The sequence below is a fragment of the bacterium genome (genome assembly GCA_016699125.1).
In the GTDB taxonomy this organism is placed as follows: domain Bacteria; phylum Babelota; class Babeliae; order Babelales; family Vermiphilaceae; genus AWTP1-30.
In genome coordinates, this window is sequence record CP064961.1 from 1,006,839 (window position 1) to 1,020,754 (window position 13,916).

Below are 13,916 nucleotides of genomic sequence, written 5' to 3' on the forward strand. Positions count from 1 at the left end.
TAATCAGTATAATTATTTTAAACAATTTAAAATAATTTAAAAATTCAAAATGAAAAAAGCAACATCTTTTGTTATTCCATCTCTCTCTGTGCTCACGGTAGCAGTTGGACCATTTGCTTTTGGAATCATGCTTCCCGTTATACCTATTTTCATTGTATGGACCTGTGTTGCAATTTTTCTTTTCATTTTATATAAAAAAATCTCTATAAAACCAGCGATGACCGCACTGCTCATTATTTTTGGCAACTATTATTTCCATTTTCGAACCAATCTATGGATTGATCATATCAAAAAAATAAAAGACAAAACTATACAAATGAGTGGACTTGTTACAGACTTTACTGAAGCTACCGCTCAAAACAAACAGTCAAAATATCTCATCACCATACATGAGTGTTCAGAACAATCGCTTATCGGAAAAAAAGCGTCTCTTTATATTCGCGGCAGACATATACCAATAATGCCTGGATCGATAATAATATGCCAAGCATTAACAATCAAAGATATCCCTGAAAAACTACGCCCCTATTTAATGAAAGATAATATTGCAATCAGTTTTTACTCAAGCCCCAAAAATATCAAACGAAAAGCGCAAAAGCAGGATATCGTGGCATACTTTTATAAAGTTACAACCAGATTGAGTCACTCTATTAAAATAAACCTATCTGCTGAAAGCGCAGATCTATTTCAACTTCTATTCCTTGGCAACAAAAAATATGAGCTAGATAATTCATTACTATCATCATTTAAATACTGGGGAATTAGTCATTATGTAGCACGATCAGGAATGCATTTAGCACTATTAACCCTATTTTGGCAATACCTGTTTTTCCTTATACCCTTGCCATGGATTATGAGGCAACTTTTGCTCCTGTTCTTAACTCTTTTTTACTTCTCCTTCTCATGGACCTCTGTATCGTTTTTAAGGGCGTTCTACTGCTTCTTATCGATTAAACTACATTCAATCATAAAAAAAAGGTCGGAATTTCTTCATATCCTTTCACTGACCACCTGGGCGATGCTTTTGTATAATCCTATTTTAATTTTTTTTCTAGATTTTCAGTTAAGTTTTGGAATGACCTACACACTTGCTTGGTTTAGCTCTATTACAAAAGCACGCACTAATTTAAAAACTATTGCAGAATAAACATCTCTTTTTTTATCCTAGAATCGTACAAAAAAAAGGAGTAAAGAAGAATGATACTTGTTAAACTTTTGTATTGTATTATCGGTCTATGGCAGAGTGCATTATTCAGCTCAATCTACGAAACAGCCTTGCATCAACCAGAAACAATATATAGCCATCAAAACGAAAATTATCTATTAAATCATACTTTACATAATATGGAACACTGGGAAAATGAGCACTTTCCCATTTCACGCAACGCAAGCCCTTCTGTTCCGCTACAAAAAAAGCCTTGGACATTTATTGTGTATATGGCGGCAGACAATGATTTACGCGGATTTGCAGGTAGAAATATTCAACAGATGGCACAAGTTGGATCTAATGACAATATAAATATTTTAGTACATCTTGATATCAGACTTTCTGCTACCGAAAAAATAACGCGCCATTATTTTATTAAAGATAGTACAGCCATTTACGAGATGAACAAACAAGACCCCTATACTCAATCGATGGATAGTGGTGACCCAAAAACACTGATTACCACCTGTATGTGGGCAGCAAGAGACTTTCCTGCTGATCAATATGCACTCATTCTATGGAACCACGGAACTGGTACATTAGACCCTTCGCGACATCGCATTAGTAATCCCTTAAATCTCTATCATTTTAACAACGATACCCATATGCTTGAACTAGACCGATCAATATCGTTTATAGACTATGTGGAAAGAGGCTTAAGAGGCGTATGTTGGGATGACACAACAGGAAACTATTTAACAAATCAGAAACTGAATACAGCACTTGCCTACATTTGTAATAATGTAATTGGGAAAAAATTTAGCATCATCGGATTCGACGCATGTCTGATGGCAATGGTAGAGATCGGTAATATACTAACGCCATACGCAGATATGATGGTCGCTTCACAAGAGGTTGAAATGGGGGCAGGATGGAATTACCAGTCAGCCCTTGCAAGCTTTTTATACAGATCCCCTTCTACGGGAGAGGTAAGTAATAATATAGTCAGATCTTACCAAAATGCCTATGAAACAATCACTCGTGATTATACATTATCGAGCATAGATCTAAGCAAAATGAGCAAAATAGAGGGAAATGTACATATGGTAGCTGAACTATTGTGTAACTGTTTTGATTTGCAAGAAAAAAACAATATTACACTGCTTGTTAAACAGGCAGGAAGTAGTCAGGTATGCACAAATTTTGAAGAACCAACTTATATCGATCTTTTTGATTTTTATACCAACCTTTTGGGAGCTTTGAAAAAATTTAAATTTAAAGTCAACAATCAAGACACAAACTCACTTTTAAATTCTCTGGAAATGATTATTAAAACAGGTCAAACTATTATTCTGAATACTGTTACCGCAAATACTACAGGGGCAAATTTAAGAAAAGCCAGGGGCCTGTCAATCTATTTTCCTCAAAAAAGTATTCATCCGTCATATTATGCTACACAATTTGCTCAAAAAAATAGCTGGCTTAAACTTATCAGGAGATGTATCAGCGTAAAATAGGCAACACTGGAGACAAGAAACAATGGATGAAAAAAACAGAAAAGCAGCGGCACTCACAGAACTTTATAGTTTATACCAAAACTGCACATCATGCCCACTTGCAAACCTTGGCAGAAACAAAATAGTGTTTGGAACTGGCAACCTAATGAGTAAAATAATGCTGATTGGCGAAGGTCCAGGAGAAAAAGAAGATCAGTTGGGCCTGCCTTTCGTTGGCAGATCGGGCAACTTACTCACCCGTATGCTTGCAATTGCAGGTATCAATAGGAAAGATATTTTTATTACAAACATAGTAAAATGTAGACCGCCACACAACAGAAAACCGACAGCACTTGAAAGCACTACTTGCAAAAAAATACTACTTGAAAAACAGATTGAGATCATTAATCCCGATATGCTATGCACGCTTGGAAGTTGCTCACTAGAAAGTTTACTAGAAAGCAAAGTCTCCATTACAAAAATACGCGGACAGCTGCTTACCTGGAATAATAGACACCTCATTCCAACATTTCACCCGGCATATATCTTGCGTAATCCAGCAATGCTCGATTACTGCATCGAAGATTTCTTAAAACTTCAAGAAGTTGTGACGCAGAACTAAAGCATGGTGGATAACTGGTGGATAAGTGGTGGATAAGTGGTGGATAACTGGTGGATAACTCTAAAAGCAAGTTTTCAAGCCCTAGTCTTTTCTCTTGATGGTAAAATATATTCTGCTGTACAAGCAGGAGAGCCAAAAATTTATTTTTGTGAAAAAAGTTTATCCACCAGTTATCCACCACTTATCCACCATGTAAAAAAAAATTAGATTCGCCTCTCAGTGCCCCTATCGCACGACAGTGTAGAGAGTTTTCCACCAGTTTTATCGTTGCTTATTATTATATAAATAAAAATAACTATATATATAAAGTAAGAAATAGACAGCGGAAGATCTATCTACTTCCGATTGCAAGATTAAATATTTTGTATTATCATAAGAAGGATTTTTCAGATTATATCCCAAAACTTAGTTTCAGATGTTCTAATATGGTGAAATTGTGAATTTAAAACAGGTTATAGATCAACTTATTGACGAACGCGGCCTTGACCGACCGGTACTTGAAACACTGGTCAGACAAAGTATGGAAGCTGCTTATTTAAAAAAATATCCAAATGTGACTTTTGCAATTCATTATGATTATGCGACAGGTCAACTTTTAATCGAAGCTCTTAAAGAAGTTGTTCCTGTTGTACAAGATGCGGACAAGCAGGTAAGTTTGAAAAAAGCACGGTTTTTGTTTAAAGATACACAGCCAGGGCAGACGATCAAAGTCCCCTTTGAAGGCACTATTGGACGTGTTGAAGTGATGCATGCAAAACAGCTGCTTGCGCAAAAGATTAAGGCTATTGAAGCAACTGCTGTTTATAATGAGTTTAAAGATCGACGCGGCGAAATCATACATGGTGTATTTCACAAAGCACAACGTGGGGGATTTGTGGTTACGCTTGATGATGGAACAAGTGCCTTTTTGCCTTCTTCGCATATGAGTCCTTTAGATAGAGCAGTAATAGGGGTATCTGTCCGCTGTTTACTGTTTGAGGTATCTGCTGATCCCCTTAATGAGTATCAGCTTATTTTAGATCGATCTTCGGGTGATTTTGTGCGAAAGCTTATGGAGCTTGAAATACCAGAGATTTTTGAAAAAATTGTACAGATTAAAAAAATTGTTCGCATAGCAGGGTATAAATCTAAAGTCCTTGTTTTTTCACAAGATGATAATATTGATTCAGTTGGCACCTGTGTAGGCATTGGGGGCAGTCGAATAAAGCCTATTCTAAATGAAATCAGTGGAGAAAAAATTGATATTATAGCCGAATCTGACTCGCTTGAGCAGTTTATAAAAGATGCTTTGAAGCCAGCGCATATCGATCGTGTTCAGATGATTGATGATCAAAATGCTCGTGTATGGGTTGATGAAGAGCAGCGTTCTTATGCAATTGGAAAAGGTGGACAGAATATCGCTTTAGCGTCAAGACTTGTTGGTTTAAATATTCAGTTAAATCAGAAAGATGAGCAGCGACATTCAGCTTCTCTGCCTGAAGGTGTTGATGATACGTGGTAAATTTAAATAATGGATTGTGATCGATAATGCGTGTATATGAACTTGCAAAAAAACATAATCTTTCAAGTAAAGAGCTTATAGAAATACTGAAAACTGGTGGTTTTTCAGTTGTAAGTCATATGAGTGTGCTTTCAGAGGCAGAGATGTCTTATTGTAATACAGAACTTTCAAATCAACGTAAGCGAGAAGGTGTAAGTAATAAAAAAATAGAAAAAAGCGATACAAAAGTCTCTGATTCTGTATATGCCCATCAAGACCAGTCTTCAGTTGTAGAAAAAACAGTAAGTAACGGTAAATTTAATCCTGTTCTCCAGGATGCTGAGGAGCTGCGGCTTTCAAAAAAAGACACCGATTTCACAAAAAAAGGTCATGCAATAAACAAAAACGAGCAAATCTCTAGTCCTTCTTTAAGTAAAAAAGAAGCTCCGGTTTCTGAGGAATTAACTCATAAAGACAAAAAGAAAAGCCCTTATTTTACGGTGAACTCAATGACTGTCTCTGAGTTTGCAGAAAAAGCAAATATTCCCTTAAGCAATGTAGTTTTGCAGCTGCTTCGTACTGGTGTATTGGCAACTAAGAATCAAAGTTTGTCCGAAAAAACTGTTGCTAAACTTGCCAAACATTATGAGCTGCCTATCACAAAGGAGCAGTCAAATACGGTGACTTCTGGTACAGTTGGCCAAAAATTTTCTTCTGATAAGTCTTATACTGAGGTCCGTAGCCCTATAGTTGTTGTTATTGGTCATGTTGATCATGGTAAAACAACGCTGCTTGATTTTATTCGCAAGACACGTGTTGCAGCTAAGGAAAAGGGTGGTATCACGCAGCACATTGGTGCTCATGAAGTTGAAACATCTCATGGTAAAATTGTCTTTATTGATACACCTGGGCATGAAGCTTTTGTTAAAATTCGCCAGAGAGGTATCCGGGTTGCAGATATAGCAATCTTAGTTGTTGCAGCGGATGATGGAGTAATGCCGCAAACTATTGAAGCAATTCGACAAGCAAAATCTATGAATTTAACCATTATTGTAGCTATAAATAAGATTGATCGTGTAGCTCCAGATCGTATTGAAATCGTTAAGCGTCAGTTAACTCAATATGAGATAGTGGTAGAGGATTGGGGTGGTGATGTCATTTGTGTTCCTATTTCTGCAAAACAAGGAACTGGTATAACTCAGTTGTTGGATATGATTAGTTTGCAAGCCGAGTTACTTGAATTGAAAACAAGTCTCACACAGCCTGCAAAAGGTTATATTTTAGAAACAAAACTTGAACGTGGTAGGGGAGTAGTTGCAACTATTATCTGTCCTATAGGTGTTTTACGCGTGAATGATTATTTTATGGCAGGAAATACAACAGGACGAGTTACTTCTATGATGAATTCTACTGGTAAAAACGTTGTTTCTGCTTTGCCAGCAGTGCCTGTTCAGATTTCAGGATTTGATAATGCACCTGAGGTTGGAGATATCTTTTCTGTTGTTTCAAAAGAATTGTACAGCAAAACAAAACAGGATGCGGTTTTGGTAACCAAACAGAATCCTTTATCGTTAGCAAGTAGCCAAGAAGACGGAATTAATATCATCTTAAAAACTGATAATGAATCATCAAAAGAGGCGGTATTAGATTTTATAGCGTCTTTAAATAAGAAATACAAGAAACAGTTGGTAGTCATAGTTGTTGGCATTGGCACGGCAAATGAGAGTGATGTAGAGCTTGCATACAACGCCGCAGCGCATATTGTTTTATTGCATGCCAAAACCGAAAATAAAGCCATATCGTTAGCACAGGCTCGAAAAATCAGTATTCATTCTTTTGATATCATTTATAAACTGACTGAGTTTTTAGAAAGTTGGATTATTGCTGAATCAAGTGAAACAGTTGAAGTTCGGAAAAAAATTGGACAAGCGGAAGTATTAAAAGTCTTTGATATTAAAGGGGTTGGCGTTATTGCTGGGTCTATTTTAAGAGATGGGCGTTTTGTCAAAGACGGCTTTGTGGTTGCGATACGGAAAGGAAAAAAAATAGGTGAAGGTAAAATTTCTGGTTTGCAGCGTGATCGCAAAACTGTGAAAGAGGTCCACACCGGTTTTGAGTTCGGTTTTTTTGTTGATGGATTTACTGATTGGCTCCCCGATGACGTGGCAGAATGCTATGTTTTACAGAAAGAAATCATACCGGCTAAGCATTAATTCTGCTCTTTCTTCTTATTCTTCTTTTGTTTGTGGTGAAGGAAAAAAAGAACCATTTCTTTTGGGGAATGTGTTTGTTTTTATTAGTAAATAAAAAATTGTTTTTATGGAAATGCTTCCATTTTTTTAAAAAAAGTTTATTTTAAATATTAAGCATTTTTTAGGATTTGCAATGCGTTTATATATTGGAACTATACAATTTTATTTTTTCTTACTTTTAATGCAGTATTGTCTTCTTCATGCAGCTGTCAAGTCTGATTATAGGCATACATTTGAATGGATACCAGTTAGTATTGAGCAGCTTTCGGTAAGATCTTTTTTTGCATATGAGAAATGGATTATGTGTGCACAGATGATCAGTACAGCTTATAGTATTCATTGTTTCAAAAAACACAATGACAAGGAATACAATGATCAACAAACATGTTTTTCACATGAGAGGCGGAGGAATTCCCTTGGCTGCTTTACTGGTTTTATATTGCTTTATCGTTACTATGTTTCTATCTGTCTATCAAATCAGTCAGAACAAAAAAAGATAACATCTTTTACTTCTTATTGTTGTGCAAACATATTGGCAGCAGCCTTAGGTTTTATTGTTCCTATTCAATGACTATTTTCCATGACATTTTTTATATTTTTTGCCAGAACCACAGGAGCATTGTTCATTTCTGCCAACAGTAGGTTCTGAATGACGTATTGTTTGAACTGAATCATCCTCAGTTGCGTTTGTTTTTATTTTGTCTAATTCCCGTTCTCTTTTTGATTCAATTGCTTCTTGATTGAACTGTTCAATCTGTAATCGAAATATATGAAAGATGACAGATTGCCTTATTCCATTCATCATCTCTTTAAACATATCGAATGCTTCACGTTTATATTCAATTAAAGGGTTTTTTTGGCCCCAGCCTCGTAATCCGATGCCCTCTTTGAGGTGATCAAGGTTAAGCATGTGCTGTTTCCATGATTGATCAATTGTTTCTAATATAAGCCATTTTTCAGCCTGCTCAAAAATTGTAAGATCTTTGTTTTTATGTAAACTATCATATTTTTTTAACAGGTTTTTTGCTATTTCAATAATCAACTGATCAGTGGTTTTTCCCCCTGTAGGTGTTGTTGTTAGGTCACTTTTTTGGCAGCCAAACAGTTTTACTAAATCTTGTATAATCTGTTGAAGTGTTTCTTGGTGAATCATTCTACTGTTGTTTGCTATCATTGTTACAATTTCAGAGACTGTATGTTCTATAAAATCGTAAACAAGGTGTTTTGCTTCTTCTTTTCCATCTAATGCTTCTTTGCGATAACGGTATATAACAATGCGCTGTTGATTTAAAACGTCATCATACTCGATTAAATGTTTACGCATTTCGTAATAATGTTTTTCAACTTTTTCTTGTGAGCGTTCGATAACCCGAGATACTGACCGTGATTCGATCACCTCGTCTTCTTTCATTCCAAACCATTCCATCTTTTGTTTGAGTGAATCACCCGCACTAGAAAATACACGAATAAGATCATCTTCAAGCGAGATATAAAACCTTGATTCACCAGGATCACCTTGTCTTCCTGATCGACCACGTAACTGATTATCTATTCGACGACTTTCATGCCGCTCTGTCCCTAAAATATACAAACCTCCAGCTTCGATAGACTCTGCCGCAAGTTTTATATCTGTTCCTCGGCCTGCCATGTTAGTTGCGATTGTCACTTTTCCTGGAAGGCCTGCATTTTTAATGATTTCTGCTTCTCGTTGATGTTGTTTTGCATTTAAAACATCATGCGGGATTCCATGAACATGAAGTATTTGACTTAATCTTTCTGATGTTTCAATTGCAATAGTTCCAATTAAGACCGGCTGTCCTTTTTTATGACGCTCTGCAACATCTTCAACAATTGCTTTGTATTTTGCATTATTTGTTAAAAAAATAAGATCTGCTTGATCTTTTCTGATCATTGGTTTGTTAGTTGGAATTGAAACAACGTTGAGTTTATAGATAGAATAAAACTCCTCGGCCTCAGTAGTTGCCGTACCGGTCATACCTGCCAATTTTTTATACATTCTGAAGAAATTTTGCAGAGTTATTGAGGCTAGTGTTTGACTTTCCTGTTCTATTTTGACATTTTCTTTTGCTTCTAATGCCTGATGTAATCCATCGCTATAGCGCCGTCCTGCCAAAATTCGACCAGTAAACTCATCAACAATTAATACCTGTCCATCTTTTACCACATAATCTACATCAATCTTAAAAAGTGCGTGTGCCCGCAAAGCTTGATTGACATGGTGCAATAAGCTTAAATGTTCTATAGCATACAGGTTATGGATATTGAAAGCTTTTTCGATAATATCAATACCTGCATCAGAAATGAATACTTGTCGATCTTTTTCATTAACGTCGTAATGTGTATTCTTCTGCATTTTTGATACAACGCGATTGACGTCTATGTAAAGTTTGCTGCTATCGTCAACTGATCCTGAAATAATGAGTGGAGTACGTGCTTCGTCGATCAGGATCGAGTCGACTTCGTCAACGATTGCAAATGCAAGTTCTCGTTGTACGTAATCTTCAAGTCTAAATTTCATATTATCGCGCAGATAATCAAAACCTAACTCATTATTTGTTCCATACAGGATGTCTTTATTGTATACTTCCCTTCGTTGTTCATCTGACATTGAGTTTTGCAGGCATCCTGTTGAAAGCCCAAGAAATTCAAATACTTTTCCCATCCATTCAGCATCTCGACGTGCAAGGTAATCATTGACAGTGACAAGATGGACACCTTTTCCTGTGAGAGCATTAAGATATAACGGTAACGTTGCTGTTAAGGTTTTGCCTTCACCGGTTTTCATTTCTGCTATTTTGCCTTGATGGAGTACGATGCCACCAATTAACTGTACATCATAGTGTCTTTGACCTATCGTGCGCAATGCGGCCTCTCTGACAAGTGCAAATGCTTCAGGTAAAAGTTCATCCAAAGAAGAACCGGTCTGATACCTTGTTTTTAAAGTTATGGTTCTTTGGGGAAAGTCACTGTCTTGTAGATGTTTAATCTCATTTTCCAATGCATTTATTTGGACCACTAACGGCTGTAGCGCTTTTAATGCGCGTTCGTTAGCGGAGCCTATTATTTTTGAAAGGATCTGTGTAATCATTTACTTTACCAACCGTTATGATAATTAAAATATTTTTTTCAACATCTAAAATATGTTTTAGCCTATCACATTTTAAATAAAGGCTCAATGAAACTAGCTTAATAAGACTTTGATAAATCTAGAAATGGTATTTCTTATCAAAAATGTAAGCCATAAACTTTGAGTAAACTTTATAAGTTTTTGATTTTACTGTAGTTTATCACAAAATGTTTTTCCCTGGTTTTAAAATTTGATAATTAAGTTAGTGAAATTTGACTATTAAACAGCAAAGTTTACAATAAATTTAAATTAACGATTTATTTTATAGAGGAATATCGTATGACGACTAGATTGCTTCTTGGTGCACTCTTTTCTCTGGTAATGAGTGTAAGTTTCTGTGTTAATTCAGGTGAAAGACAGTTTTTTGATGATGCGGGGCATGGTAAAGATTCAGTATTAAAAATGATAAAATCTTCTGACATTGCAGTAACAGAAGGTGTTTTTGAAAGCTCAATTGCTGAATGGTTTGCTTCTTTTGAAAAAACAATCGATTTAAAAGCCACACAGTTTGCTGCATTTTTAAAGAATAGTACAGGCGTTGAGCCCAAAATGGAAATGGTTAAAGATCAACTCTTTTTGACCAATCTAAAAGAAAAAAGTTTTGATTTAAATAGATTTATTGTTTTATTATCGAAAAATTTAAAGGAGTTAAAACTACTCGAACTGCATGTTCAAACTATTTTTCAAGAAAAATTCTCCTATTTTGAGTGGCAACTTTTTTCTACACAAGATATAGTGTTCAACGGAAGTAATTTTGACAATCAGAATATGTTGGTTTCTGATTTTTGTACGCTTTATACGATATATATGGAAGAGTTTTTCAACTTGTTAGAAGATCGAATAAAACTTGTAATCGATCTTCTCGTACTCTCGCAACAGCAAGTTTCTTACAATGAGTTTTTAGTGTTTTTGGCTCCGTATATTTCAGAGGATTTGGAGCGCTTTGATTTCAAGGTATTGCAGGCAATTTACAAAATTGCCTATAAACAGGAGATATTGCCTTGCCTGGTCAAACAGGAGTCTGTGTATACACAAACATTTAAGAATAAGCAAAAAGAGTTGACAGAAAAGCGGTTTTTTGAAGCTATGCCTGAGAAATACGTAATAAAAGATCGTAATTTTTATTTTTATCAACAGAAGCTGTTAGCTGCAAAAATTCCTAGTTTAATCAATCATTGTAAGAATGTTGTTTTTACTGTTGCAGCGCAATCGTATACAGCTTCAAAAAATCTTATTTCAAAAGTTTTACCACAATCTGGGTCGGTTCAGTTAGAGTGTGAGGAAAATAATATAAAATAGGGAGCGTATAGTAAAATAAAAAACAGGATTTTGAAGTTATCGTTTTCTGTTTTATCTGTTACAATTTCGCGAGTTTATTATATGTAAGCAAAGAGAAGGTAGCAGATCTTTCTGCTACCTTCTCTGGTTTTTTGTTTGTTATATGAACGGTTTTATTGAATTACAATTACATGGCTTATACGATTTAAAGAATAAAGGGTTGCAATTGACCCTATTTTTAAAATCATTGATACAGCTATTAACATAACAATCATCATTTCTTCATACGTTTTTTTTAACATTCCAAGCTCCTTTTGCACCAATAACGGTGTATTTAAAGAATCATCGTAGTGATGAATAAACTATAAGAGACTAATAGTTAGCCTTTTATAATGTTTGCTTGTTTTGAAATGTAAAAATCTGAAAAACGTATCCGATAGGGTAGTAACGCCACCACATTGTGCGTAGTTCGACACTGTTCATATGTCTCACTCCTTGGAAATACAACATACTATACAACACTGCTTTTATTAGACTATATCATTCATAGCACAAAAAAAATATTGTATCAATTTTTTTATGCTAATTAGGTATTTAGAATTAACGATTAGATCAGCTCAACGTTTATTTTCTTTTGGATGAAAATACAAAAAATATACTGTTTATTGAGCAAAAATTTCTTTGAAAGATAAGGCAAAATTTTCTATTAAGTTTCTAATTTGAATAGCTTTTTGCGTGGCATCTTTAGAAAGAATAAGAGTTGATCTTTTTCCGGTTAAAAGAAGGTCTGCGATTCCATGTGCTAATTCATGAAGACCAATTCCAAACTCTTTTTTTTCTTCTGGATTGTCTTTATGTTCAACCATTGAAAGTGCTCCGTGAACGATTGTGTTAATTGCGTGTACCAGTTCTTTTGCATTTTGATTGAGAGGTTTTCGTAAAGGATGATTTTCCGCTTTACTATTAATCTGTAGGTTGCACAGTAAACATAGTAATAAAAGATCTGTTTTTATCAACTTCATGACTACCTCTTAAAAAAAAGATTAGAAAAATTACCATGTACTTATTTTATAGAGCTGTACTGTTTTGTAGTAGACTTTTCAATCAATAGCAAAGTTATATCATGATATACAGTTATATTTTAAAAATAGATTGCTTATTTTTTATCTTTGTTAACTCTGAACACCAATTTTGAGGGTATTTTTTGATACAATGACTTGTAGAATTCGACGTTGACTTACTTTATGAACAGTAAATTGATAGCCAAATCCGTTATATCGCTCACCTTTGCGTGGCATATGTTGAAATTGTTCAATTAAAAAACCACTCAAAGTAACAGCATGATCTGTTTTGAGACTGATATTTAAAAATGCACTTAAGTCTTCCAGTAAGATATTTCCTTCAATTAACCAGCTGTCATCTTTTAGTGTCATAATTTTGGAACTAAAGGACTCATGTTCATCTGTAATCTCTCCCACAATTTCTTCCAAAATATCTTCAAGGGTAATTAGGCCTGTTACGATTCCATGTTCGTTTATTACCATTGCGATATGAATATGCTCTTTGCGAAACTGCCTTAAAAGTTGATTGACTTTGATCGTATCTGGAACCATCATTATTGGTCTAATGATCTCTTGCAAATTAAGAATGTTTTGTTTTAATAAAAGGACAAATACATCTTTCAGATGTATCATTCCAACAACATTGTCTGGACGTTCTTTATAAACAGGAAGCCTTGTAAATCTATGTTTTGAAAATACCTCTAAAACTTGTGTCGGTGTTCTGTCAATATTGACAGAAATAATATCACTGACAGATACCATGATATCTTTTACCGGTTTATCACCAAGTTCAAAAATATTACGTAACATCTCTGTTTTTTCTATTTCTAACATTCCTTTTTCATGGATATAATCGATCAGAAAGCGTATTTCTCGTTCTGATGATACCCATTCGCCATGATCATTTGCTGGTGTATCTAATTTGTACATGACCATATCGGCAAACTGCATTAGAACACTTACTAGGGGGTATAAAAGGTGGAAAAGACCATTAATAAACCAGAGTATTGATGGTAAAAAATGGGGCCCGCGGCTTCGGGCAAAGTTTTTTGGAATGATATCTCCAAATAATATGATTGTAATAGATGCAAGGCCAACTCCAAAGGAAAAACCGATACTACTTGATAACCTTAAAAAACTAAAAATAGTTGCAGCGATTTTTGTTGCAAGCGAAGCTAATATTACATCTGAAACGCTGCTTGCAATTAAAATTGTGATAATAACCTGCTGTGGGTTTTTTTCTAAGGTCTGAAATAATAAACGGTACTTATTCACTGACGCTGCTAGTTCTTTTAGTTTAAATAATCGTAGTGCAGTAATACTTGTTTCTAAAAATGAAAAGATAGCTCTACAACACAATGCGATAACAAATATGCCAACTGGGGTTAACAGTTGACTAGATAAAGAGGAGGTATCCATATAGTTTCAAACA

General features: G+C 35.0%; 10 protein-coding genes. 7 read left to right on the forward strand and 3 right to left on the reverse strand.

All coding sequences use genetic code 11. The annotated features are described in order from the left end of the window. Positions 1 to 49: 49 nt before the first annotated feature. From IPG37_04825 to IPG37_04850, 6 genes are all read left to right on the forward strand, one after another. Entirely contained in the window at positions 50 to 1,147 is a 1,098-nt protein-coding gene (locus IPG37_04825) for a ComEC/Rec2 family competence protein (GenBank protein QQR53745.1), read from the forward strand. A gap of 50 nt (positions 1,148 to 1,197) precedes the next feature. Further along, positions 1,198 to 2,664: a hypothetical protein gene (locus tag IPG37_04830; protein QQR53746.1), complete on the forward strand. Its 1,467-nt coding sequence runs from the start codon at positions 1,198 to 1,200 to the stop codon at positions 2,662 to 2,664. Between the two features lie 22 nt (positions 2,665 to 2,686). Then, positions 2,687 to 3,265 (forward strand): uracil-DNA glycosylase, encoded by a 579-nt coding sequence (locus IPG37_04835; protein QQR53747.1) that lies wholly within the window; start codon positions 2,687 to 2,689, stop codon positions 3,263 to 3,265. Positions 3,266 to 3,701: 436 nt separating this feature from the next. Beyond that, a complete protein-coding gene (gene nusA / locus IPG37_04840) occupies positions 3,702 to 4,766 on the forward strand; it encodes a transcription termination factor NusA (GenBank protein ID QQR53748.1) in 1,065 nt (354 codons plus the stop codon). 26 nt (positions 4,767 to 4,792) lie between these two features. Continuing rightward, complete coding sequence (locus tag IPG37_04845; GenBank protein QQR53749.1) at positions 4,793 to 6,958, forward strand: translation initiation factor IF-2; 2,166 nt, start codon at positions 4,793 to 4,795, stop codon at positions 6,956 to 6,958. Positions 6,959 to 7,130: 172 nt separating this feature from the next. After that, positions 7,131 to 7,568 (forward strand): hypothetical protein, encoded by a 438-nt coding sequence (locus IPG37_04850; GenBank protein ID QQR53750.1) that lies wholly within the window; start codon positions 7,131 to 7,133, stop codon positions 7,566 to 7,568. On the opposite strand, the gene secA is transcribed toward IPG37_04850, so the two are convergent. Next, entirely contained in the window at positions 7,569 to 10,106 is a 2,538-nt protein-coding gene (gene secA / locus IPG37_04855; protein ID QQR53751.1) for a preprotein translocase subunit SecA, read from the reverse strand. A 318-nt stretch (positions 10,107 to 10,424) separates the two neighbouring features. Here secA and IPG37_04860 point away from each other — a divergent pair, with 318 nt between their 5' ends. After that, a complete protein-coding gene (locus IPG37_04860; GenBank protein ID QQR53752.1) occupies positions 10,425 to 11,444 on the forward strand; it encodes a hypothetical protein in 1,020 nt (339 codons plus the stop codon). A gap of 641 nt (positions 11,445 to 12,085) precedes the next feature. On the opposite strand, the gene IPG37_04865 is transcribed toward IPG37_04860, so the two are convergent. Both IPG37_04865 and IPG37_04870 read right to left on the reverse strand, forming a co-directional pair. Next, the gene (locus IPG37_04865; protein QQR53753.1) at positions 12,086 to 12,445 is read right to left on the reverse strand and encodes a hypothetical protein; all 360 of its coding nucleotides are present in this window, start codon (positions 12,443 to 12,445) and stop codon (positions 12,086 to 12,088) included. A 150-nt stretch (positions 12,446 to 12,595) separates the two neighbouring features. Next, complete coding sequence (locus IPG37_04870; protein ID QQR53754.1) at positions 12,596 to 13,903, reverse strand: HlyC/CorC family transporter; 1,308 nt, start codon at positions 13,901 to 13,903, stop codon at positions 12,596 to 12,598. Positions 13,904 to 13,916 lie beyond the last annotated feature (13 nt).